This window comes from Flavobacterium sedimenticola (assembly GCF_030053345.1).
Lineage (GTDB): Bacteria > Bacteroidota > Bacteroidia > Flavobacteriales > Flavobacteriaceae > Flavobacterium > Flavobacterium sedimenticola.
This window is the reverse complement of record NZ_JASGBP010000001.1, coordinates 140,533-162,554: the sequence shown is the minus strand read 5'-3', so window position 1 is coordinate 162,554 and position 22,022 is coordinate 140,533. Positions and strand designations below refer to the sequence as shown.

Sequence of the window (22,022 nt, the reverse complement as noted above, 5' to 3'; positions counted from 1 at the left end):
TCCCGAATTTTGGGACGTTTTTTTTGGGGAATTAAAACGAATTTAGTTAACCGTTACAGGATAAGTAACCAAGGCATCTGTGGCGCCACCGGCATTGGTAATGTCGCCCGCAGCCACTCCGGAAGCCGATTTATTGGGTAAATGTCTTAACGTTACCGTTAGGTTTCCGGTTCCGGCATTTGCGGTGGTTAAAGTGAAAGTCAAACCAATTGGTTTTCCGTTCAAATCAAGGTCAGTATAAGTAATGGTTCCTAAAGCTGCCGGGAGCTGATAAAAAACCTGATGGTCTACACCCTCTTCTTCTACTTCTACAGTAATGTCTTCAGCCGGAGTCTGTGTTTCGTTTAAAAAAGAAACTTCACCGGCATAGGTGGTGTTGGCAGTTAGATTTCCGGAAACAGTAATTGTTGGGGCGTTTGGTCCGTCACCATCTAAATCTCTGGAGGTCAATGTGATTACTTGTCCGCCTCCGGTTAAAGTTGTGGTTACGGTAGTGATTACTTCTTCTTCGTTAACCGGACCGTTATCGTCATTACTGCACGATAGGGTAAATAATGCGGTTGCTGATAAAAGTAAAGTTTTTGCTGGATTTAAATATTTCATAGTTTTAAATTTTAATAATTAATTTTTAATTGAATTTGAAAGTTTCTGCCTAATTCATCGGCATAAAAACGCTGTCTGTTTAAATAATCTCGGTAAGGCGTATCTAAAATATTGAATACGGAAAAACCTAAGGTTGCTAAAGAATGATCTGTTACCTTGAATTGGAAGTCTGAGGTAAAATGCAAAAGATGGTAGGCCGGAGGCGGCGTGCTGATATCCACTTCAACCGGAACAAAATCTCCGTTTTCAATAATATTGGTGCTGAAATTATTATTGGGAAATTGCGTTTGTCGGAAAACTATTTCACTTTGCAATTCCAGGGTTAGATTGTTCCATTTTTTTTGGTGGAATTGAATCCTGTTGTTAAGGGTCAACGGAGGCATATCAATAATAGCGTCATTATTGGTTTTGTCTCTTCCGTTTACATAAGTCAACAACAATCGATGTTGCCAATGCTCACTTATTTGCCATTCCGAATTGAAATCAACACCGGCCAGTAAAGCATTGGTTTGTTGGTATTCCCAAACCGGGAACGCGCCGCGAATAGTGGTTTCAAAACCAACAGGTTTCAAAAACATATAGTCTTCAATATAATTCAAAAACGGATTGAGGTTCATTTTTACCTTTCGCCATTTCTTTTGTAATGAAGTACTGATTTTATTCGATTTTTCTTGCTTCAATCGCAAGTCGCCTAACTCTATCATGCCGCTGGAATGGTGTAAGCCATCACTGAAAAACTCTGAAGGATTCGGATTTCTTACAGCACGACTGAGGTTGAAATACCATTCGTAATCGTTACCGAATGAATATTGTGTTCCGATGCTGGCCGAAAAATTGTGAAAAGTAAAGGTTGGCTTGGTCAGCCATTGCGTACCAAAATCACCGGTGATGAAAGCATCGAACTCCGGACTGTACTCGCGTTCTTCCCAACGCGATTTTAAATAGTACTTGGTGGCTTCAATGGTGGAGAAATCATATCGGATACCCACTTCAATCGAAAAATCTTCCGTAAGATGATTGTCGGCTACGGCATAAACTCCAGCCTCAAATTTATCATAGGTTGGAATTAACGGACGAACCCCGGTATTCGGATTAGCGGTGTTGTTTTGGTACAAACCCATAATCCCCGATTTGAAGTCCCAAGCATTCACACTCAACTTATAATCGGCATTAACGGTATGCGTCAACAGGTTTAAGTCTAAAGCCGGCTTGTCGTTTGAAACCCCGGTGCGCAAATCAAACTCTTTGCGATTGTTGAATTGAAAAGCATATTGCAAAGCCAACGACTGACCGTCTTTGAAGTAATAATTGTAATTCAGTTTGGCCAAATGATGTTGTACTTTTTGCTTCGGATTTTTAATCGAATACGTAAAATCTTCGGTTACCGATGGAGTTTGATTATTAATCGAGTTGTACAAATCATTCACGTTTCCGATGTGGGAAGCACTCAAAATACCGATGGTGGCGCTATACAAACTGTAGTAAGCAGCAACGTCGAATTTTTTTCCGGTATATTTCAAATCACCTGAAAAATTGGCCTCCCGATTTCCGGTGTTAGACAACGTATAATCGGGTGCTTCCCTGTCGCCGTAATATTTGAAACTGCCTTGCGCATTCCAACTCCAATCGCAGAAATTTCCTTTGTGCAAACTGGATGAAATAGTACCACCCCGACCATTGGACTCCATAGTCATAATGGTTTTCCCGAAAAGCGTGTCTTTTTTGGTGCTGAAAGGTTCAATAATAACAATACCGCCAATGGCGTCACCTCCATATTGCAGCGCCGAAGCGCCTTTCAACACCGTAATCTTTCCGGCGGCATTGACGTCAAAGTTTGGCGCATGTTCCATTCCCCATTGTTGGTCTTCAAGCTTAACATTGTTGTTAAAAATGGCCACACGACTGCTGTGCAAACCATTAATGACCGGTTTTACAACGGTATTGCCGCTTTTTAAAACGGAAACTCCGGGAACTTCTTTGAGCAAATTTCCCAACGATTGACTGCTGAATTTTTCAATGGTTCTTTCTTTGATTTTTTGTTCGGAAACCGAATGATTGAAATAGTTGTTTTTGTGTTTGACTACAATTTCTTCCAATTGTTCATTTTTTTGTTTCATCTTAAAATCAATCTCCAAGTTGCCATTGACTAACAGAGTGGTATCAATAGGTTTGTAGCCAACATAAGTGATTAAAACCTTAGCCGGACCGTTAGGGATATTGCGAATAATATAAGAACCGTCTTTTTTGCTGTTGGTTGATTTAGACGCCATATGGATGTGGCTTTTCTCCAATGCCATATTGTTTTCATCAACTATTTTTCCGCTTATGGTGTTCTGACTGTAATGAATACCAAAACACAACAAGCAAAAAAACAAACTGAATTTTTGCATTTTGTTGTTTTCTAATTCGTTAACACTAGGTTTAGGTCAAGAAAAGGACAACGCCGGGCGGGCCGCGAAGTAAGAAAGAACTTCCTTTAAAAAAGGGAATGTTTTCGGAGTTGTTGCCAAAAACAGGTTGGGTAAAAAATAATTTAGGTACAAACGAAAGCGCTTCGCCTTCGGTTTTAATCGAATGACTGAAAGCAAACTCACAAGTAAAACATTTCTCCAAACCATCGTGACCATGATGGAGTTCTGTTTGGTGATCGTGATAAATGTGATGACAGTGTGTTTTCGAAAACTGTTTGGCTAAGTGATTGAAAGAGTGTGCCGCCTGAAACAATATTGCAAGCAATATCATCAGTCCCATGGCAGCATTAACCAATCGTAGTTTCCTTCTCATGCATACAAAAATAGGCTAAAACAACGTATAATGAACGCTATTTTAACAAACTTTAGGAATTGGATGTGTCTAAAAACCGCGAATTACACTAACCGGTACAAATTAATTTGAGGTGATTGGTGTAATTCGTGGCAATAAATATTGCAAAAGGTGTCTGTTAAACCAGTTTATGAGCGACTAAATATTCCGCAATTTGAATGGTATTTGTTGCAGCACCTTTTCTCAGGTTATCGGCTACAATCCACATGTTAACGGTGTTGGGCTGACTCTCGTCGCGACGAATTCGGCCTACAAACACCTCGTCTTTGCCTTCGGCATACAAAGGCATTGGGTAGGTGTACGTGTCGGTATTGTCTTGCACCACAACGCCATTGGTATGGTGTAGTATTTTGCGCAATTCGGCAATGTCAAAATCGTTGTTGAATTCGATATTTACGGTTTCGCTGTGGCCGCCTACCACCGGAATACGCACCGCGGTTGCCGTAACGGCGATGCTGTTATCACCCATGATTTTTTTGGTTTCGCGCACCAATTTCATTTCTTCTTTGGTGTAATCGTTGTCTTCAAAAACATCGCATTGCGGAATGGCATTGCGGTGAATTTGGTATTTGTATGCCATTTCCCCCTGAACGCCGGCATATTCGTTTTCCAACTGCTGTACCGCTTTTACGCCGGTTCCGGTAATGGATTGATAGGTGGAAACCACCACGCGCTTGATGGTGTATTTTTTATGTAAAGGCGCCAAAACCATAACCATTTGAATAGTAGAACAGTTCGGGTTGGCAATGATTTTGTCGGCTGCCGTTAATTCGTGCGCGTTAATTTCGGGGACAATTAATTTTTTGGTCGGATCCATTCTCCAAGCCGAAGAGTTATCGATGACGGTGGTTCCGGCGGCAGCAAATTTCGGTGCCCAATCCAATGAGGTTTGTCCGCCTGCTGAGAACAAAGCAATATCGGCTTTCCTGTCAACAGCGGTTTGTAAACCCACCACTTGGTATTTTTTTCCTTTGAATTCGATTTCTTTACCAACGGATTTTTCGGAAGCAACCGGAATTAACTCGGTTACCGGAAAATTTCTTTCCGCCAAAACTTGAAGCATTACTTCGCCTACCATACCGGTAGCACCAACAACGGCAACTTTCATATGAATGTATTTATCGATTTATATTTTTTGAAGTACAAAAGTAGGGAGAAAAGTATTTTTACAGCTGTTTTTACCTAAAATTTAATAATTCATTTAGAGATAAAACAGGCAAGGCACCAAGCGTTTTGAATAGCCCCGATTGCAGCAAACTACCCCCGATACTTCGGGGTAGTGCGAAAAGCGGGACGAGGGGTTTAAGGGAAACTATTGTGGTGCTTCCCATAAAAAGAAAAACCGCCTCAATGACGAGGCGGATTAGTTAGAATATATACTGTAGCGGTACTACTTTTTGAGCAAATCTCGGATTTGGGTAAGCAATTCTTCTTGTGTAGGGCCAGCCGGTGCTGCCGGAGCCGCTTCTTCTTTTTTCTTCATGGAGTTGAGGGCTTTCACCATAATAAAAATGACGAAGGCGATAACCAGGAAACTAATAACTGCGGCCAAAAATTTACCGTAAAGAATGCCGTTTTCGGTTTTTAAGTCGGCCAAATTTTCGACTTGTGCCGCTTTTAAAGCCGGGTTCAACAAGGCCGGTGTAATTACGTCGGCGACTAAGGAATTGACGATGGCGCCGAATGCGGCTCCGATGATAACTCCAACCGCTAAATCCATGGCGTTGCCTTTAGCAATAAAATCTTTAAATTCTGAAACCATTCCCATAATTGTTTTGTTTTTTTTGGTTAAATAATACTACTAAAGTAGTTAAAAATTTAAAAAGTCCGCAAGATTTTTGATTATTCACGGAAAAATACTCTTTTTACGCGTTGCGAAATTCCGGTCAGAATTTCATACGGAATGGTATTCAAGGCCTTAGCCATGAGGTTTACCGAAGGATTTTCGCCGAAAATAATCACGGTTTGCCCTTCTTTACAGTCCATACCGGTCACATCTGCCATCAGCATGTCCATACAAACGCTGCCGACGATTTTGGCTTCTTTCCCGTTGATAACGACATAGCCTACACCGTTGCCCCAACTTCTGCGGATGCCGTCGGCATACCCAATGGGAATCGTGGCAATTTGGGAGGTCTTTTCAGCGAAAAAACGGCGGCCGTAACCCACGCTTTCTCCGGCGTCTATGGTTCTGATTTGCGAAATCACCGATTTCAAAGTGCCTACGGTTTCCAGCTGTTTTTGCTCCTCGGCATCGTTTGAAACGCCGTACAAGCCAATCCCTAATCGCACCATGTCGTATTGTGCTTCGGGATAATTGGAAATGCCGGAAGTATTTAACATATGGCGAATCGGTTTGATTTGCAATTCCGTTAGGAGTCGGCTCGACAGTTGTTCGAACAAAGCGATTTGCGATTTGGCAAAAGCGTCGTGTTGCAAATCATCGCTGGTAGCCATGTGCGATAAGATACTTTTGATGTGAACCGTTTCTTGGTTTTGAAGTATGGCAATCAGTTCGGGCAAGTTTTCTTCTTCAAACCCTAAGCGATGCATGCCGGTGTCGATTTTGATATGAATCGGGAAGTTTTTGAGTTTCTTTTGTTCGGCTAATTTTAAAAAGGCTTTCAAGCCTTTAATCGAATAAATTTCGGGCTCCAATTGATGTTGAATGATGGCCGAAAAACTAGTGGTTTCGGGATTCATTACCATAATCGGCAAGTGGATTCCGGCGGTTTTCAGCGCAATGCCTTCATCGGCAAAAGCCACGCCTAAATAGTCTACTTTGTGATGTTCGAGCAATTTGGCAATTTCAAAGCCGCCGTTTCCGTACCCGAAGGCTTTCACCATGACCATCAGTTTGGTTTTGGGCGCCAATTTCGATTTAAAAAAATTGAGGTTGTGACTCACGGCGTTGAGGTTGATTTCCAAAACGGTTTCGTGGGTTTTCTCCTCGAGCATTGATACAATTTCTTCGAAATGAAAATCGCGGGCGCCTTTGATGAGTATGGTTTCGTTTTCAAAAGTCAGTTGGTCAAAGGCTTTCGAAAACTCGGTTACATTTTTAAACGTAATGCCGTTGATGAATTTGTTTTTAAACTGAGAAATGGTCTCGCCGATACCGATAACGCGGTTGATTTTATTGGAAATAATCAATTGCGATACCTGAGAGTACAATTCTTCATTGTTTAATCCGCTCTGAAAAATGTCCGATAGGATAATGGTTTTCTTTTTGTGTTGCTTTTGGTTTTCCAAAAAGTCGAGCGCAATCTTCAAAGACTGGAAATCGGAGCTGTAACTGTCATCGATAAGCGTACAATTGTAGATGCCGTTTTTGACTTTCAAACGCATTTCTACGGGATACAACTGGGCTATTCGGGTTTGGATGACTTTTTGGCTATAGCCGAAATACAGCATCACCATGATACAATGGATGGCATTTTCTACCGAAGCCTGATCTTGAAACGGAATACCAACAACGAAAGTGTCTTCACGGTAGGTAAGCTGTAATTCGGTGACTTCGCCCGTGTTTTTTTTCGTGATATACACATCGGCACTTTTATCATCGGACGACCAGGTAAAGGTTTTTATTTTGGGATTGACAAAAGCACAAATCGTTTTGTTTTTGTTTAAAATCAGTACGTTAACCGAGGTGAACAGTTTGAGTTTTTCCTTGATTTTTTCGGCGACACTGGGAAACCCTTCGTCGTGTGCCGAACCGATATTGGATAGAATACCGATGGTTGGGCGGATGATTTTTTGGAGTTTTTCCATTTCATGCATCATCGAAATGCCGGCTTCAAAAATGCCTAAGTTGTGTTTTTCGTTGATGCCTAAAATAGAGAGCGGCACACCGACTTGCGAGTTGTAACTTTTGGGACTGCGGATAATGTTGTAATCCGGACTCAACAAAAAATTTAGCCATTCTTTGATGATGGTTTTGCCGTTACTGCCTGTAATACCCACAATCGGGAAGTCGAATAAGCTGCGGTAGTACGCCGCAAATTTCTGCAAAGCCTCGAGCGTATTTTCAACCACCAAAAAAGTAGCGTGCCCGGCAACAGCTTCCGGAATATGCGTTACCACAAAATGGCGAACGCCTTTGGTAATAAGCTCTTCGATGTATTGATGGCCGTCGTTATTGGGGCCGATAATCGCAAAAAACAAAGTGTTTTCTCCGTTTTGCAACGAGCGGCTGTCGATAGAAATGGAATCAATCACAGCCACATCATTTTGGCCGACGCAGTGGGCTTTAATGATGGGGATGATATTTCGTAGGGTGAGTGTCAAAGTATGGGGGTTTAATCTTCCGAGGATAAATGTTCAGGATCTTTTACTTCCATGTTTTCTCGCATGGCTTTAAAATAAGCCGCACGGCTCAGTGGTTCGTATTCTTCGGTTTCGCCTAACAGAACCAATTTATCACTGTCGGTTTTTCGAAAACTGTAATGGGCTAAATTTCCGGTTCGCGTACACACGGCATGGACTTTAGTCACGTACTCGGCGGTGGCCATCAGTGCCGGCATCGGGCCAAACGGATTGCCTTTAAAGTCCATATCCAAACCGGCTACAATAACGCGGATTCCGGTATTGGCCAAGTCGTTGCATACGGCAATAATCTCGTCATCAAAAAATTGCGCTTCATCAATCCCGACGACATCACAACCTTGCGCTAAAATGCGGATATTAGCCGCTGCCGGAACGGGAGTGGAACGGATTTCGTTTTTGTTGTGAGAAACCACCATTTCTTCGTCATACCGAACATCAATGGAAGGTTTGAAAATCTCCACTTTTTGTTTGGCAAATTGCGCCCTTTTTAATCGGCGAATGAGTTCTTCCGTTTTTCCCGAAAACATAGAGCCGCATATGACTTCGATCCACCCGAATTGTTCTTTATGATTTACTGTATTTTCGAGAAACATTTTGTATTTTTCTTGCGCTAAAAATGAATAGTTTTTATTACTTTGTAATGCCAACAAACCGACGTCATTTTTTTCTATTTTTACGTCGTTTCAAATGTAGAAAAATTTTGATTAAGGTAACTTCTTCCCAAGTTAAATAAATGAAGAAGTCACAAAAAATAACAAGCATATCAGCGATACCCGTAATTTCAACCACATGAAAAAAAGACTAGAAGCCGAGTTAATCAGCATTGCGCACCGAATTTTAAAACTCAAGAACAAATCGGAAGTAGACCAATTGTATAAAGAGACCCAAAAATTATACGAAACCCTAACCGTTTTGAAGTTTTATCAGGAAAACTACGAGTGGGTAAAGGAGGAGGTTGAAGCACAAGATTTGGAAGCCAAGTTAACTACAAGTATCGAGTCTGAACCCGAACCGGCTGTGGAGTCAGTAGTGCCCGCGCCCGAAGCAACGGTAGAAGAAACCGAAGCGGAAGAAGAACCGGTTGTGACGGCAGAAACCGAAACGGAAGAAGAAATTATTGAAACACTCGATAGGCCCGAAAACCCGACCGAAGAAGCGCGCATTGAAATCAAAAACGACCCGGAAGAAATTGCCGAGCAACCGGTAATTACGCCCATTTTTGAATTGACCCCCGAAGAAGAGGATGAAACCATAGCCGAAATCGAACCGGCAGAAGTAGCTTCCGAAGTGAAGCCCGAAACCAAACAAGTCGCTCTCGACGAACTGTTGGGCGCCGATTATGTTGATCCGGTTTTTGTAAAACCCAACGAAGTGTCTTCGTTTACTACCGAAACCAAAGAAGAAAGTAAACCGGCTACGGCTTTACACACCGGTTTTACTAAAACCCTCGAAATCGGACTCAACGATCGCATCGCTTTTGTCAACAATCTTTTTGGCGAAAGCAACGAAGATTTTAACCGTGTGATTTCGCAATTAAATACGTTCAACACCCTGGAAGAGGCCAAAACCTTTCTCAATGAAATGGTAATCCCCGACTACGATTACTGGGTTGGTAAAGAAGATTACATAGAGCGTTTTATGGCTATTTTAGAGAAAAAATTCGCTTAAATGGGCAAACTTTACCTTGTTCCCACGCCCATTGGTAATTTGGAAGACATGACATTCCGGGCGATTAATGTTTTAAAGGAAGTCGATTTAATCTTGGCCGAAGACACGCGTACCAGTGGCAAACTGTTGAAGCATTTCGACATAGCCACGCACATGCACAGCCACCACATGCACAACGAGCACAAAACCGTGGAGAATGTCATCAAACGCTTGCAAGCCGGAGAAAACATAGCCTTAATCAGCGACGCCGGAACACCGGCTATTTCCGACCCCGGATTTTTACTCACCCGCGCTTGTGTCGAACAACATATAGAAGTGGAATGCCTGCCCGGCGCCACGGCTTTTGTACCCGCTTTGGTTAACAGCGGTTTGCCCAACGACCGTTTTGTATTTGAAGGCTTTTTGCCCGAAAAGAAAGGCAGACAAACCCGTTTTTTGGTCTTAGCCGAAGAAACCCGAACCATGATTTTTTACGTTTCACCACACAAATTGGTCAAAACCTTGGCCGAATTTGTACAGTATTTTGGCGCCGACCGACCGGTATCGGTTTCCCGAGAATTGTCCAAACTCCATGAGGAAACTATTCGTGGCACCGCCGCTGAAGTGCTCCAACATTTTGACGCCAAACCACCGAAAGGAGAAATTGTAGCCGTGGTGGGTGGAAAAATTACTATAAAAGAAAAGAATAAAGAATAAAAGGGCGTGCCGTCGCTTCGCGCCGTCAGGCTCTCGGCGGCACACGGTGCCTGCCTCCATCCTTCACGCGGCATTCGTTATGATACCTCCAAATCCACAAACGAGAACGAATTCCCGCTGAACAAGCCTTTATCGGATAATTTCAAATCGGGAATTACCAATAGTGCCATAAAAGATAACGTCATAAAAGGCGCTTTTAAAGTGCTGCCCAAATCTTTCGCCATCGCATCAATTTCCTGATACCAACGCCCGGCTTCCCAACCGTTTTGGTCGCTCATAATACCCGCTACGGGCAAAGCCAACGATTTTTGTTCGGCACCGTTCACCGCACAAATACCGCCGGTGTTTTGGATAATTAAGTTTACGGCATTCAAAATGTCTTCATCCGAAGTACCTACTACAACGATGTTATGACAATCATGCGCCACCGAACTGGCAATCGCCCCTTTTTTCAATCCGAAGTTTTTGATAAAGGCCACGGCTACCGGCGCATTTTCATACCGGTTGACTACCGCCATTTTCAGGATGTCATTGTCCACATCGGAAACTAAATTACCGTCCTTAATTTTTGGGGTACCATGAAGTTCATTGGTAATCAACTGCCCTTCCAAAGCTTCTATAACGCGTATGGTTTTAGCATCACTTACCGCTTTGAAATCGGCTAACACTTTAGGCGCAGTAGTAAAGTTATTGGGTTTCTCGAAGTCAACGTGTTTAACAAAGGATTGACCGTTTTCGGCGACCAATTCGCCATCAATATAAGTTTGTAATACTTTAAAATGTGTCAAATCTTCCACCACGATAAAATCGGCAGCATCGTTGGGTTGCAATAAACCTACGGTCATGTTGTAATGCTTCACCGGATTGATACAGGCCATTTGCAAAACTTTAAAAACGTCATGACCTTTGGCCACGGCTCGGGCACACAATTGGTTGATATGGCCTACAATCAAATCGTCCGGATGTTTGTCATCGGAACAAAACATCATGTTTTCGTAGTGATTCGGCAGTAAGTCGATTAACGCTTCAAAATTTTTGGCGGCACTGCCTTCACGAACAATCACTTTCATTCCTAACGATAATTTTTCGGCCGCTTCGTCGTAGGTAAAGCACTCGTGATCGGTTGTGATTCCGGCCGAGATGTATTTTTGAACCGCTTCACCGCGCAACCCCGGTGCATGTCCGTCAACCGGTTTGTTGAAATGTTTCGCCCAAGCTATCTTTTTTAACACTTCTTCATCGTCAAACAACACCCCGGGATAGTTCATCATTTCGGCCAAATAATAAATGTCGGGATGCGCCATCAGTTCCTTAATTTGCCCCGAATCAATCACCGCACCGGCCGTTTCAAAAAAGGTGGCCGGAACACAAGATGGTGCGCCAAAATGAAATTTCAACGGGACTTTTTTGCCGTTTTCAATCATATAATACACACCGTCTTTCCCTAATACATTGGCAATTTCATGCGGATCGGATATCGTTCCGACGGTACCGTGTAGTACGGCAATTTTGGCAAATTCGGAAGGCACCAACATCGAACTCTCAATATGAATGTGCGCGTCGATAAAACCCGGAAGAATAAAGTTTTTGTTATCGTGTTGTTTTTCGATTATGGAAACAATTTTACCGTTAGCAACCGAAACTTCACCCGAGTAAATACGGTGGTTTTCGATATCGACTATTTGACCTTGAATTTGCATTTTTATAAAATTTGAATTTCAAAAATAACGAATAAATACACTAAAACTGCAATAAAGCTGCCGTTGCTTTTGCTATTTTTGTGGTTTACCTCTTAGCAATTCAAAAATAATCATGCGCTGGACACTCCAACCCAAACCATCTCCCGAAAAAGTCAACGCTCTGGCGGCCGAACTCAAAGTAGACGAGTTGATTGCGATGCTTTTGGTACAGCGAGGCATTGAAACATATGAAGACGCCCGACAGTTTTTCCGACCGAGTTTGGCGGATTTACACAATCCGTATCTGATGAAAGATATGGACAAAGCGGTAGCTCGAATTGAAACAGCTATTGCCAATGCCGAAAATATTTTGGTGTTTGGCGATTACGATGTCGACGGTACTACAGCGGTTTCTTTGGTATCGAGTTATTTGAAACGTTTTTATCCCAATGTAGCTACGTACATTCCGGATCGGTATGACGAAGGCTATGGGGTTTCGTATCAAGGCATTGATTTTGCCGATGACAATGGCTTTACCTTGATTATTGCCTTGGATTGCGGGATTAAATCCATCGATCATGTGGCGTATGCCAAAGCCAAAAACATCGATTTTATCATTTGTGATCACCATCGTCCGGGCGATACGTTGCCTGAAGCTGTGGCAGTACTTGATCCTAAAAGAGCCGATTGTGACTATCCGTATGACGAATTGTGTGGCTGCGGTGTTGGGTTTAAATTGATTCAGGCCTTGGCACAAAATCGAAACCAAACGGTTGAAGATTTAGTGCCCTATTTGGATTTAGTAGCTACGGCCATAGCGGCAGACATCGTTCCGATTACCGGTGAAAACAGGGTTTTGGCCAAGTTTGGTTTGGAAGTCATTAACAGTAACCCGCGACCGGGAATCAAAGCTTTGATTCAAAATATCAAAAAGAAAACGCTCTCCATAACCGATGTCGTTTTTATCATCGCGCCACGTATTAATGCCGCAGGCAGAATCAAACACGGTAACGAAGCGGTTGCCTTGCTGACAGAATACGATTTAGAACAAGCCGAATTTTTTGCTTCGGAAATTGAACAACACAACAGCGACCGTAAAGATTTAGACAAACAAATTACCACCGAAGCCTTGTCGCAAATCACCGAGAACAACGAAACTAAAAAATTTACCACTGTCGTTTACCAAGAAAATTGGCACAAAGGCGTTATCGGCATTGTAGCGTCGCGTTTGACGGAAACCTATTATCGCCCTACGATAGTATTTACCAAAAGCGGCGACAAGTTGGCCGCGTCGGCACGGTCGGTCAAAGATTTTGACATTTACAATGCTTTGGAAGCGTGTGCCGAACATTTGGAACAGTTTGGCGGACATAGGTATGCCGCCGGGATGACTTTGAAGGAAGAGAATTATGCAGCGTTTAAAGAAGCCTTTGAGAGAACGGTGGAAGAAACGATTCACCCCGATTTGCTAACTCCCGAAATTACAGTGGATGCCGAAATTAATTTGACCGATATCAACGAAAAGTTACTCCGAATTTTGAACCAATTTGAACCTTTCGGACCGCAAAATATGACACCGGTCTTTATGACCAAAGGCGTAAGAGATACGGGTTACGCCAAAGGTATCGGTGTCGATGAAGACCATTTGAAACTATATGTCAAGCAAAATAATTCTCCCGGATTTGGGGCAATTGGTTTTGGTTTAGGAAAGAAATTGGATTTGGTCAAAAACCAGCAGCCTTTTGACGCCGTGTATTGCATAGACGAAAACGAATTCAACGGGAAGGTTTCAGTCCAATTGCGGTTGAAGGATATAAGGTAATGTGTTTTTGTCATTTCGACGAAGGAGAAATCATATTATAGTATCAAATTGATTAGATAATTATGTTTTACTCTCAGCAAGGTTTTCACAGTTATTATGTATATATCATCACTAATAAACACCGTTCGACTTATTACATCGGAATGACAAATAACCTTAAAGTGAGATTAGAACAGCATAAAGAAAATATCATCGTCGGAAATAAAACATTTGCTTCAAAATACAATTTGGAATTTTTAGTGTATTATGAGAGATACACATGGGTACAAGAAGCAATAGCAAGAGAAAAAGAATTGAAAAAATGGAGGAGAGAGAAGAAGCTAAACTTGATTAAAGAATTTAATCCGGCTTTTGAATTCCTTAATCTTCACTTTGAGTAGTTTTTAATTGATATGTGATTTCTCTCTTCACTCAGCTCCGTTCGAAATGACAAGCAGACTTAGGAAAATTTCATCATCAATATTTCTTCAGCTCAAAAGTCTCACCGTCAAAAACACCATACGTAAAATAGCCAATCCAATCACCGAGGTTAATGTATTCCGCATTTTCGCCAACCGTAATCACCATCGGCAAATGGCGATGGCCAAAAACCAGATAGTTGTAGTGTTTGGTTTGCAGTTTTCGTTTGCAGTATTGTATCAACCACTCGTTTTCTTCGCCCAAAAATTTGACATCGGCATCGCCCGAAATGAGTTTGTTTTTCACTGATAAATATTGTGCCAATCGCATGCCGATATCCGGATGCAACCATCGGTACAGCCATTTGGAAAACGGATGGGTAAAGACTTTCTTCATACGCTTGTAACCCTTGTCGCCAGGCCCTTTACCGTCGCCGTGGCCTATTAAAAACGTCTTGCCGTTAAATTCGTACTCTTGATTGTCGTGATACACCGGGATGTTCAGTTCTTTTTCGAAATAATCATGCATCCACAAATCGTGGTTGCCTACAAAAAAGTAAATTGGAATCCCGCTATCGCGAATTTCAGCTAACTTGCCCAAAACACGCACAAAACCTTTGGGTACTACGGTTTTGTATTCGAACCAAAAATCGAACAAATCGCCTAATAAGAAAATGGCCTCAGCGTCTTGCTTTACTTCATCCAACCACGTCACAAATTTTTGCTCGCGAGGAAAACTGGCTTCCACAGTCGGAGCCCCAAAGTGTTGGTCGGAGGCAAAATAGATTTTTTTGTTGGGTGAGATGGTCATATCAATTGGATTGTAAAAGCACTTCGACAAGCTCAGTGTGACAAATTAGTTGTCTGAAGCATACCATTCGGCAAAGGAAGTTTCGGTTTCTTGGAGTTTTAAAGAATGTAAGGCGATATTTTTCGGTAAACGATTTTTTATTTTTTGGGCAAAATCGGTGACCATATTCTCGCTGGTTGGCTGGTAATCAACCAAAATCACATGATGACCGCGGTCTTTGAGTTCGTTGGCCAATTCTATGTGTGGCGTATTTTTATTAAAAACCGTCGCGTGATCGAAGACATCGACAATTTCTTCTTTCACAATCTTTTTCAAGTCTGAAAAGTCGATTACCATACCAAACTTCACATTAGAAGTATCGGTAATGGGTTGTCCGATTACCGTTACCGATAACTTATAGCTGTGTCCGTGCACATTTTTACATTTGCCGTCATAGCCGTAAAGCGCGTGACCGGTTTCGAAAGAGAATTGTTTGGTAATTCGGATGTTACTCATCGCATCAATATTTACGCTGCAAATTTAGTAAAATATAACTACAGCTCGTCTTGTCTTTTTTTGGCCTTGCGATACAGGAGCCAAGCCAAGCCTGCTAAAACGGCAAAGGGCAAAATGTAGCCAATCCAAACGCCGATTAAGTAACCGTTGTCGGGAGCGTTTTTAATTTTTTCATCAATATTGACTTGCTGTAGCAAAGAAATCAGTCGCATACGTTATTTTTTAAATTCCTGGAGTGCCTTTTTAGTAAAGTCGGATAGTACCAATTTTCCCGAAATAGCGGCTCGTTCGTATAAAAGGGTATCCCAATGTTCCGTACCTTCCCAAAATACTTTTTTCATTTCAGCCAAAGCTTCCGGATGGTAGCCGGCTAATTTTTGGGCCAAAGCCAAAGTGACGTCGTTCAATTCTCCGTAACTGTCGAAGACATCCGCATAAAGTCCGTTAGCAACAGCCCAATCGGCATTTTGCCAGGCATTGGGTTGTAAGGTTAAAAATGTCATGGCGGTTTTTCCGATTTTTCGGGAAACCGCGGGTTCAATCACAAACGGACCAATGCCAATGGCAATCTCCGATAATTTAACCGAAGCGTCTTGGTAGGCATAGGCAAAATCGCAAGCAGCGGCTAAGCCAACGCCGCCACCAACGGCTTTCCCTTGTATTTTTCCGATGATGATTTTAGAACAGGTGCGCATGGCATTGATGACATTCGCAAAACCGGAGAAGAATTTTTTACCCTCTTCAAGGTTCGTTATGGAAAGCAATTCGTCAAAAGAAGCGCCGGCGCAAAACGTTTTCCCTTCGCTTTGCAACACTATGACATTGACATGATTGTTGGTGCTGAGGGAATGGAGTTCTTGGGTGAGTTTTTCCAATAAGTCACTGGGAAATGAATTCCCGGCAGGGTGACTGAACGTAAGGAAGGCAATGCTGTTTTCGATATGCGTTTGGATAAATCCGTGGGTATTTTCGGCAGACATAAAAAGGAATATTTACGGTAAATTTACAACAAATCTCAAAAAAGATAGGTGTTGAGTTGTTTTTTATTGGGATAAAATTATATATTTGTGCTCTCAAATACGGGGATGTAGCTCAGTTGGCTAGCGTGTCCCGATGGTAATCGGGAAGGTCGTGTTTGAATTTAAATATTGGGGATGTAGCTCAGTTGGCTAGAGTGCTTGACTGGCAGTCAAGAGGTCGTGGGTTCGAGCCCCATCTTCTCCACAAAAAAGCCTGAATCATTGATTCAGGCTTTTTTTATTTCTCGTTTTTCAACTCTTCCGCCACTTTTTCCAACTCGGCGTACCAATCGGATCCGAATTTCCGAATCAAAGCTTCTTTGACAAATTTATATACCGGAACCTGCAGTTCTTTCCCCAAAGTACAAGCATCGTTGCAAATGTCCCAACGGTCGTAGTTCACTGCGGCAAATTCGCTGAAATCTTTGACACGAACCGGATACAAATGACACGAAACCGGCTTTTTCCAATCGATAATTCCTTGATTATAGGCTTGTTCAATCCCGCAAAGGGCTGTCTTTCCGTCAAAAATAACGTAAGCGCAATCTTTATTGTCAATGAGTGGTGTTTCCAAATCTTGGTCGGTGCCCACCACCCAAGTGCCCAATCTTTCTATGGCTTCTATTCCTTCTTGGCGCAAAAACGGTTTGACTTTCGGATAAATCTCTTCCAGAATTTTGGTTTCCGCTTCAGTCAAAGGCGCGCCCGCATCACCGTCTACGCAGCAAGCGCCGTGACAAGCCGAAAGGTTGCACACAAAATCTTTTTCAAGAATATCCTCAGATACAATGGTTTTTCCCAGTTGAAACATGACAATCATTTAACGGAAGCAAAAGTACAAATGAAATAGCCATACGCACTGTTTAAAACCGTAATTTTGCCAAAAATAATTGGGTATGAATTTAGATTTTAGAGAAATTGCAACGGCGACTATGGTCTTGTTTGCCGTGATTGATATCGTGGGAAGTATACCAGTCATTATTGATTTAAGAACCAGATTTGGTCATATTCAGTCGGAAAAAGCTTCTTTGGTTTCGGCCGGAATCATGATTGCGTTTCTTTTTGTGGGGGAAGAAATCCTCAAACTAATCGGTATTGACGTCAATTCGTTTGCTGTGGCGGGTTCTTTTGTATTGTTTTTTTTGGCTTTGGAGATGATACTCGGCATACGATTATACCGTGATGAAGAAGCCAACTCGGCCTCCATTGTTCCGATAGCATTTCCGCTTATTGCCGGAGCCGGAACCATGACGACGTTACTGTCATTGCGTGCCGAGTTCCAATCGATAAACATCATCATTGCCATTTTGTTGAATATTATTTTGGTGTATGTGGTGTTAAAATCCTCCTCAAAAATTGAAAAGATGTTAAGTAAAAACGGACTGAGCATCATCAGAAAAGTTTTCGGGGTAGTTTTGTTAGCGATTGCTGTTAAATTATTTGCGGCTAATGTTAAAGGGTTGTTTGTGTAACTTTAAAAATTAGTACTTTTGCTTCACAAATTACCGCTATGAAGATTTTTACCAACATACTTATCGTAATTGCCGTGGCCTTGATTATGGTCAACATTTACCTCATTGATTTTAATAAGCCTTTCGAGGGAGACAGTATTGTGGCGCTGATAGGCATTGCCGCTTCTTTTTGTGCTGTTTTGATTCTGCTGATTTTCAGAATGTCCAAGAAAATAGAAGATAAGCTAAAAAACTAAGCCATGTTTGATGTCTTGATTGTCGGTGGTGGTGTTTCGGGTATGTCTTGCGCTTTATTGTTGGGCTCAGCCCAAAACAAACCATTTGCCGCCGATAAGAAAATCGGCATCGTAACCCATCAAAAAGCATCGTCTTTACAAGAGGCGCTTTTCAATAATGCTTACGGCATCCCGGCCGGAACACTGGGATCCGATTTGTTAGCAGAAAGCATTAATCACTTACAACAACAGTATCCTCACATTACCCAAATTCCGGGTGAAAAAGTTATGAAAATTGAAGGCGAAGCCGGAAATTTTTCGGTTATAACCAACAAGAATGAGTATACCGCCAAAATTGTGGTCATCAGCATCGGTGCCGGAAATCCGTTCACGATTGAAGGTTTGGAAGCCTTTGTGATGCCACATCAAAAAGTGATACCGGAAAAGAATCGAATCCAACTCAGAAATACCGATCACAAAGTGACCGAAGGCATTTATGTCACCGGAACCTTAGCCGGTTGGCGCAGCCAATTAACTATTGCGGCCGGGAGCGGCGCTGCCGTGGCTACTGATATTTTGACGTTGTGGAATAACGGCGTTCATGTACAAGTACACGACAGTATTCGCAAATAATTTTACTTTACAATCGCCTTAATCATCGGGTCGTCTTTCAATAAAATTTGATAGTATTGGTTTTCACCAAAAAGCTGTCGGGCCATTTCCGCCGTGATGTGTTTTTTGACTAGAGGTAAATTGTTTTGCATCGATAGGTCTAAACCGGCTTCTTTGAGATAGGCTTCAAATTGATTGACATAACGGTTATCTCGTTGCAGGCTGGTTATTAAAGATTGTAGTTTCATTCCCTTAAACGCATTACGATTTTGGTCGAGTTGCTCAAAAACAAAATGACTTACGACGCCCGAGTTTAAAATGTAAGCCAGGTTTTCTTCTCCTTTTTTAACTTCCAGCGGCACAAAAATATCGGGGACAATACCACCGCCGCCATAAACGATGCGACCTTTTTTGGTTTTGAACTTTAAGGAATCAGCCACTTTTATTTTGTCTTTGGCATACAATTCGCCGCTCTCAAAACGTTTTTCAAAATCGTGCACGTAGGCTTCGCTTTCGCCTTTTACATACGGTTTTTGAATCGATCGACCGCTTGGCGTGTAGTAACGAGACGTGGTTAAGCGCACGGCCGAACCGTCGTCAAAATCCATTTCGCGCTGCACCAACCCTTTTCCGAAAGAGCGACGACCTACTATCGTGCCACGGTCGTTGTCCTGAATGGCGCCGGCTACAATTTCGCTGGCAGAGGCCGAATTCTCATCAATTAAAACAAACACTCTTCCGGTTTCAAAAATGCCTTCTTCAGTAGCAAAGGTTTTGGTAATGGTTCCTTTTTTATTTTTAGTGAATACAATGAGTTCTTGGTCTTTCAATAATTCGTCGGCAATTTCAACCGCTTTTTCCAAATAACCGCCGCCGTTGTCGCGCAAATCGATAATCAAGGTCGTTATACCTTGTTTTTTGAGTGTTTCCAAACCGGTGCGGAATTCGTCGTAGGTGTTTTCGGCAAAGCGATTGATTTTGATGTAGCCGGTCGTTTTGTTTAACGGCAATGCTACATCCACACTTTTAATCGGTACTACATCGCGAACCACGGTGAGGCGTAACGTTTTTCGGGTACTTTTTCGGTATACGGTGAGTAGCACCTTCGAGCCTTCTTCACCTTTTAATTTGTTGTACAAACTGTCGGTTGGTAATTTACGTCCGAAGAGTTTGGCTTTATCGGCATATAAAATACGGTCGCCTGCCTTGATGCCGGCTTTTTCGGCCGGTCCGTTTTCCAGAGGTTTGACTACCGTAACGGTATCGTTGTACATGTAGAAGTTAACCCCAATGCCTACAAAATCGCCTTTCATGAGTTCGGCTTCTGAGGATTGTTCGCTGGGCGGAATGTATACCGAATGCGGATCGAGATTGGCTAAAATGCTGTTCACTGTTAAATCGACAATAGAGTCCGAATTGACATCGTCTACGTATTCGTTGTCGATGAAATCGATGAGCCGTTCAATTTTGGCCTTGCTCGCATTTTTTTTGGATAAGGTTCGCTTCGGAAAATTGAGCATACCGCCGATCACGACTCCGAAGGCAACGCAGGAGAAGAGTAACAGGGGTAAGTATTTTTCTTTCGATTTCATAGTCGCAACAGGCTGAGTATTCGTATGAAAAGGTTACAGTTCTAAATCTTCAATACGGCTGACTTCGATTCCGGCTTTTCGCAGGAAATCCAAGCCCGATTCGTCGCGGTAACCGTGGTGATACACCACGCGTTTGATGCCCGATTGGTGAATGAGTTTGCTGCATTCTTTGCAAGGCGATAAGGTAATGTATAGCGTGGCATTTTCGCAGCTTTGGGTAGAGCGCGCTACTTTGGAAATCGCGTTGGCTTCAGCGTGCAGTACGTACCATTTGGTTAATCCTTCATCGTCTTCACAGCAGTTTTCAAAGCCCGAAGGCGTGCCGTTATAGCCATCGGAGATAATCATGCGGTCGCGAACGATAATGGCGCCGACTTGCTTGCGTTTGCAATACGACAGTTTACTCCATTCGGAGGCGATGCGTAGGTACGCGACATCATATTTTTGTTGTTTTTTTTCTTTCATACCCAAAAGTCAAATGGTTTCCCTTGTAGCCCCGATAGCCGTGGAAATCCTTTTTTAAAGGGGAGTCCTTTAAAAAAGATTGGAACAGATAGCGGGAATAGGGATAGCAAATATACCCAAACCTTTAGCTTCCAAACAATTTATTTAACCCAAATTTCACTTTGCAAAATTAGGGGAACCACCACGCCGACGATAAAGGCCGAAATGATCAGCACCCAGTCGCGTTGGGAAAATTTAAGCAAGGTTTGAACCACATAGGCCAAGAGTAAAGCGGCGAGAACGACGATGATTTGCGCGGCTTCGATACCGAGCGCAAATTCGATAAGCGGCCATAACTTATCGGTAGGTTTGCCGGGCAGCAATACATTGAAGTAATTGGAAAAGCCCAAACCGTGAATGACACCGAAAAAGACTGTAACGATACCGGTAAAAGAAAGGCTGTCTTTTTTGGCCGATTTCCCCGATATGACGATGTTGTACAAGGCGGTGATGAGAATGGTAATAGGAATGAGAAATTCGACCCAGGTCGGCTGCACTTTTACAATATTGAATACCGATAAAAACAAGGCGAGTGTATGGCCGAGTGTGAAAAGCGAAACCAGAATCAGCAGGCGTTTCCAGGATTTAAACTCGTACGGAACGGTAAGCGCCAGCAGGAATAAAACGTGGTCGTAGGCGTTGATGTTAAGCACATGTTTTAATCCGATATTGAAGTATATCCAGAAGTCAGACATTGTAGTTAAGTTGTTTTGGTACGTAAACTTACAATTATTTTTGAATGCCTTTCCAAAATAAAACCCAAAATCGACGAAAAACATTTGAAAATTGATTTCTTACAAACGGAAATAGGCGTATATTTGCATCATAAAAACCGATACTATTATGTCTATTTCAGATTTATTTGATAGCGAATTTAAAGCCAGAAATAAAGGTCATTTTTCGGCTATTGTACGTGTGGCCACCGCCGACGGCGATATGAGCAAAGAGGAAAAAGAATTTTTGGATAAGTTGGCCGTTCGTTTGGAGATTTCACCGGCAGAATACGAAGAGATTTTAGAAAATCCTTTAAAATATCCTATTAATCCGCCTTATTTACACGTACAGCGTTTGGAGCGTTTGTATGATTTGTCGCGCATGGTGTATGCCGATCATGTATTAGGGCCAAAACAAAAAGAAATCCTGACAAAGTTTGCCTTAGCTTTAGGATTTACACCGGGTAATGTACCTTATATCGTTGACAAAGCGTTGTCGTTGTTGGTGATGAACGTCGATTCGGATACGTTTGTCTACGAGATGACACATATGAATAAATAAAACGAAAATGGC

The 22,022-nt window shown here is 42.4% G+C and carries 24 protein-coding genes and 1 tRNA gene; 9 read left to right on the top strand and 16 right to left on the bottom strand.

What is annotated here, in order from left to right:
* Window positions 1-42: 42 nt before the first annotated feature.
* The 7 genes from QHT84_RS00680 to QHT84_RS00650 form a co-directional block, all read right to left on the bottom strand.
* Entirely contained in the window at window positions 43-603 is a 561-nt protein-coding gene (locus tag QHT84_RS00680) for a type 1 periplasmic binding fold superfamily protein (RefSeq protein WP_283237609.1), read from the bottom strand.
* Between the two features lie 11 nt (window positions 604-614).
* Complete coding sequence (locus QHT84_RS00675; protein ID WP_283237608.1) at window positions 615-2,993, bottom strand: TonB-dependent receptor; 2,379 nt, start codon at window positions 2,991-2,993, stop codon at window positions 615-617.
* Window positions 2,994-3,024: 31 nt separating this feature from the next.
* Window positions 3,025-3,387, bottom strand: a complete 363-nt coding sequence (locus QHT84_RS00670; protein WP_283237607.1) for a hypothetical protein — start codon at window positions 3,385-3,387, stop codon at window positions 3,025-3,027.
* Window positions 3,388-3,544: 157 nt separating this feature from the next.
* Complete coding sequence (locus tag QHT84_RS00665; RefSeq protein WP_283237606.1) at window positions 3,545-4,534, bottom strand: aspartate-semialdehyde dehydrogenase; 990 nt, start codon at window positions 4,532-4,534, stop codon at window positions 3,545-3,547.
* Between the two features lie 282 nt (window positions 4,535-4,816).
* Complete coding sequence (gene mscL / locus QHT84_RS00660; RefSeq protein WP_283237605.1) at window positions 4,817-5,194, bottom strand: large conductance mechanosensitive channel protein MscL; 378 nt, start codon at window positions 5,192-5,194, stop codon at window positions 4,817-4,819.
* A gap of 74 nt (window positions 5,195-5,268) precedes the next feature.
* Window positions 5,269-7,713: a bifunctional UDP-N-acetylmuramoyl-tripeptide:D-alanyl-D-alanine ligase/alanine racemase gene (locus QHT84_RS00655; RefSeq protein WP_283237604.1), complete on the bottom strand. Its 2,445-nt coding sequence runs from the start codon at window positions 7,711-7,713 to the stop codon at window positions 5,269-5,271.
* 11 nt (window positions 7,714-7,724) lie between these two features.
* Entirely contained in the window at window positions 7,725-8,345 is a 621-nt protein-coding gene (locus QHT84_RS00650; protein ID WP_283238299.1) for a thymidine kinase, read from the bottom strand.
* Window positions 8,346-8,541: 196 nt separating this feature from the next.
* On the opposite strand from QHT84_RS00650, the gene QHT84_RS00645 reads away from it, so the two are divergent.
* On the top strand, window positions 8,542-9,420 hold the full coding sequence (locus QHT84_RS00645; protein ID WP_283237603.1) for a hypothetical protein: 879 nt from the start codon (window positions 8,542-8,544) through the stop codon (window positions 9,418-9,420).
* Complete coding sequence (rsmI, locus tag QHT84_RS00640; RefSeq protein ID WP_283237602.1) at window positions 9,421-10,116, top strand: 16S rRNA (cytidine(1402)-2'-O)-methyltransferase; 696 nt, start codon at window positions 9,421-9,423, stop codon at window positions 10,114-10,116.
* Between the two features lie 77 nt (window positions 10,117-10,193).
* Here rsmI and ade read toward each other — a convergent pair whose 3' ends face one another.
* Window positions 10,194-11,816, bottom strand: a complete 1,623-nt coding sequence (ade, locus tag QHT84_RS00635; RefSeq protein WP_283237601.1) for an adenine deaminase — start codon at window positions 11,814-11,816, stop codon at window positions 10,194-10,196.
* A gap of 112 nt (window positions 11,817-11,928) precedes the next feature.
* On the opposite strand from ade, the gene recJ reads away from it, so the two are divergent.
* The gene (gene recJ / locus QHT84_RS00630; protein ID WP_283237600.1) at window positions 11,929-13,617 is read left to right on the top strand and encodes a single-stranded-DNA-specific exonuclease RecJ; all 1,689 of its coding nucleotides are present in this window, start codon (window positions 11,929-11,931) and stop codon (window positions 13,615-13,617) included.
* Between the two features lie 62 nt (window positions 13,618-13,679).
* The gene (locus tag QHT84_RS00625) at window positions 13,680-13,997 is read left to right on the top strand and encodes a GIY-YIG nuclease family protein (RefSeq protein WP_283237599.1); all 318 of its coding nucleotides are present in this window, start codon (window positions 13,680-13,682) and stop codon (window positions 13,995-13,997) included.
* A 76-nt stretch (window positions 13,998-14,073) separates the two neighbouring features.
* Here QHT84_RS00625 and QHT84_RS00620 read toward each other — a convergent pair whose 3' ends face one another.
* From QHT84_RS00620 to QHT84_RS00605, 4 genes are read right to left on the bottom strand one after another with little or no spacing between them, the layout of a single operon-like run.
* Entirely contained in the window at window positions 14,074-14,826 is a 753-nt protein-coding gene (locus tag QHT84_RS00620; RefSeq protein WP_283237598.1) for a UDP-2,3-diacylglucosamine diphosphatase, read from the bottom strand.
* Window positions 14,827-14,871: 45 nt separating this feature from the next.
* Window positions 14,872-15,321 carry a 6-pyruvoyl trahydropterin synthase family protein gene (locus QHT84_RS00615; protein WP_283237597.1) on the bottom strand — a complete coding sequence of 150 codons (450 nt, stop codon included), beginning with the start codon at window positions 15,319-15,321 and terminating at the stop codon, window positions 14,872-14,874.
* 38 nt (window positions 15,322-15,359) lie between these two features.
* The gene (locus QHT84_RS00610) at window positions 15,360-15,533 is read right to left on the bottom strand and encodes a hypothetical protein (RefSeq protein WP_283237596.1); all 174 of its coding nucleotides are present in this window, start codon (window positions 15,531-15,533) and stop codon (window positions 15,360-15,362) included.
* Window positions 15,534-15,536: 3 nt separating this feature from the next.
* Entirely contained in the window at window positions 15,537-16,301 is a 765-nt protein-coding gene (locus QHT84_RS00605; protein ID WP_283237595.1) for an enoyl-CoA hydratase/isomerase family protein, read from the bottom strand.
* Window positions 16,302-16,471: 170 nt separating this feature from the next.
* On the opposite strand from QHT84_RS00605, the gene QHT84_RS00600 reads away from it, so the two are divergent.
* Window positions 16,472-16,545, top strand: a tRNA-Ala gene (locus QHT84_RS00600).
* A gap of 33 nt (window positions 16,546-16,578) precedes the next feature.
* Here the strand turns inward: QHT84_RS00600 and QHT84_RS00595 are convergent.
* The gene (locus QHT84_RS00595) at window positions 16,579-17,151 is read right to left on the bottom strand and encodes a DUF3109 family protein (protein ID WP_283237594.1); all 573 of its coding nucleotides are present in this window, start codon (window positions 17,149-17,151) and stop codon (window positions 16,579-16,581) included.
* Window positions 17,152-17,236: 85 nt separating this feature from the next.
* On the opposite strand from QHT84_RS00595, the gene QHT84_RS00590 reads away from it, so the two are divergent.
* From QHT84_RS00590 to QHT84_RS00580, 3 genes are read left to right on the top strand one after another with little or no spacing between them, the layout of a single operon-like run.
* Window positions 17,237-17,812 carry a MarC family protein gene (locus tag QHT84_RS00590; protein ID WP_283237593.1) on the top strand — a complete coding sequence of 192 codons (576 nt, stop codon included), beginning with the start codon at window positions 17,237-17,239 and terminating at the stop codon, window positions 17,810-17,812.
* Between the two features lie 38 nt (window positions 17,813-17,850).
* Window positions 17,851-18,048, top strand: coding sequence for a hypothetical protein (locus QHT84_RS00585; RefSeq protein ID WP_283237592.1), 198 nt, complete (start codon window positions 17,851-17,853; stop codon window positions 18,046-18,048).
* Window positions 18,049-18,051: 3 nt separating this feature from the next.
* Window positions 18,052-18,660, top strand: coding sequence for an FAD-dependent oxidoreductase (locus tag QHT84_RS00580; protein ID WP_283237591.1), 609 nt, complete (start codon window positions 18,052-18,054; stop codon window positions 18,658-18,660).
* A gap of 2 nt (window positions 18,661-18,662) precedes the next feature.
* Here the strand turns inward: QHT84_RS00580 and QHT84_RS00575 are convergent, their stop codons facing one another.
* From QHT84_RS00575 to QHT84_RS00565, 3 genes are all read right to left on the bottom strand, one after another.
* Entirely contained in the window at window positions 18,663-20,231 is a 1,569-nt protein-coding gene (locus QHT84_RS00575; RefSeq protein ID WP_283237590.1) for a S41 family peptidase, read from the bottom strand.
* A gap of 33 nt (window positions 20,232-20,264) precedes the next feature.
* Complete coding sequence (locus QHT84_RS00570; protein WP_283237589.1) at window positions 20,265-20,696, bottom strand: deoxycytidylate deaminase; 432 nt, start codon at window positions 20,694-20,696, stop codon at window positions 20,265-20,267.
* Window positions 20,697-20,836: 140 nt separating this feature from the next.
* A complete protein-coding gene (locus tag QHT84_RS00565; protein ID WP_283237588.1) occupies window positions 20,837-21,430 on the bottom strand; it encodes a HupE/UreJ family protein in 594 nt (197 codons plus the stop codon).
* A gap of 148 nt (window positions 21,431-21,578) precedes the next feature.
* On the opposite strand from QHT84_RS00565, the gene QHT84_RS00560 reads away from it, so the two are divergent.
* Complete coding sequence (locus tag QHT84_RS00560; protein ID WP_283237587.1) at window positions 21,579-22,010, top strand: tellurite resistance TerB family protein; 432 nt, start codon at window positions 21,579-21,581, stop codon at window positions 22,008-22,010.
* The last annotated feature ends 12 nt before the right edge of the window (window positions 22,011-22,022 follow it).

Bases quoted from the DNA above. Each gene is read 5' to 3' on its own strand.
- QHT84_RS00680 (WP_283237609.1), bottom strand. From the start codon at position 603: ATGAAATATTTAAATCCAGCAAAAACTTTACTTTTATCAGCAACCGCA.
- QHT84_RS00675 (WP_283237608.1), bottom strand. From the start codon at position 2,993: ATGCAAAAATTCAGTTTGTTTTTTTGCTTGTTGTGTTTTGGTATTCAT.
- QHT84_RS00670 (WP_283237607.1), bottom strand. From the start codon at position 3,387: ATGAGAAGGAAACTACGATTGGTTAATGCTGCCATGGGACTGATGATA.
- QHT84_RS00665 (WP_283237606.1), bottom strand. From the start codon at position 4,534: ATGAAAGTTGCCGTTGTTGGTGCTACCGGTATGGTAGGCGAAGTAATG.
- mscL (WP_283237605.1), bottom strand. From the start codon at position 5,194: ATGGGAATGGTTTCAGAATTTAAAGATTTTATTGCTAAAGGCAACGCC.
- QHT84_RS00650 (WP_283238299.1), bottom strand. From the start codon at position 8,345: ATGTTTCTCGAAAATACAGTAAATCATAAAGAACAATTCGGGTGGATC.
- QHT84_RS00645 (WP_283237603.1), top strand. From the start codon at position 8,542: ATGAAAAAAAGACTAGAAGCCGAGTTAATCAGCATTGCGCACCGAATT.
- rsmI (WP_283237602.1), top strand. From the start codon at position 9,421: ATGGGCAAACTTTACCTTGTTCCCACGCCCATTGGTAATTTGGAAGAC.
- ade (WP_283237601.1), bottom strand. From the start codon at position 11,816: ATGCAAATTCAAGGTCAAATAGTCGATATCGAAAACCACCGTATTTAC.
- recJ (WP_283237600.1), top strand. From the start codon at position 11,929: ATGCGCTGGACACTCCAACCCAAACCATCTCCCGAAAAAGTCAACGCT.
- QHT84_RS00625 (WP_283237599.1), top strand. From the start codon at position 13,680: ATGTTTTACTCTCAGCAAGGTTTTCACAGTTATTATGTATATATCATC.
- QHT84_RS00620 (WP_283237598.1), bottom strand. From the start codon at position 14,826: ATGACCATCTCACCCAACAAAAAAATCTATTTTGCCTCCGACCAACAC.
- QHT84_RS00615 (WP_283237597.1), bottom strand. From the start codon at position 15,321: ATGAGTAACATCCGAATTACCAAACAATTCTCTTTCGAAACCGGTCAC.
- QHT84_RS00610 (WP_283237596.1), bottom strand. From the start codon at position 15,533: ATGCGACTGATTTCTTTGCTACAGCAAGTCAATATTGATGAAAAAATT.
- QHT84_RS00605 (WP_283237595.1), bottom strand. From the start codon at position 16,301: ATGTCTGCCGAAAATACCCACGGATTTATCCAAACGCATATCGAAAAC.
- QHT84_RS00595 (WP_283237594.1), bottom strand. From the start codon at position 17,151: ATGTTTCAACTGGGAAAAACCATTGTATCTGAGGATATTCTTGAAAAA.
- QHT84_RS00590 (WP_283237593.1), top strand. From the start codon at position 17,237: ATGAATTTAGATTTTAGAGAAATTGCAACGGCGACTATGGTCTTGTTT.
- QHT84_RS00585 (WP_283237592.1), top strand. From the start codon at position 17,851: ATGAAGATTTTTACCAACATACTTATCGTAATTGCCGTGGCCTTGATT.
- QHT84_RS00580 (WP_283237591.1), top strand. From the start codon at position 18,052: ATGTTTGATGTCTTGATTGTCGGTGGTGGTGTTTCGGGTATGTCTTGC.
- QHT84_RS00575 (WP_283237590.1), bottom strand. From the start codon at position 20,231: ATGAAATCGAAAGAAAAATACTTACCCCTGTTACTCTTCTCCTGCGTT.
- QHT84_RS00570 (WP_283237589.1), bottom strand. From the start codon at position 20,696: ATGAAAGAAAAAAAACAACAAAAATATGATGTCGCGTACCTACGCATC.
- QHT84_RS00565 (WP_283237588.1), bottom strand. From the start codon at position 21,430: ATGTCTGACTTCTGGATATACTTCAATATCGGATTAAAACATGTGCTT.
- QHT84_RS00560 (WP_283237587.1), top strand. From the start codon at position 21,579: ATGTCTATTTCAGATTTATTTGATAGCGAATTTAAAGCCAGAAATAAA.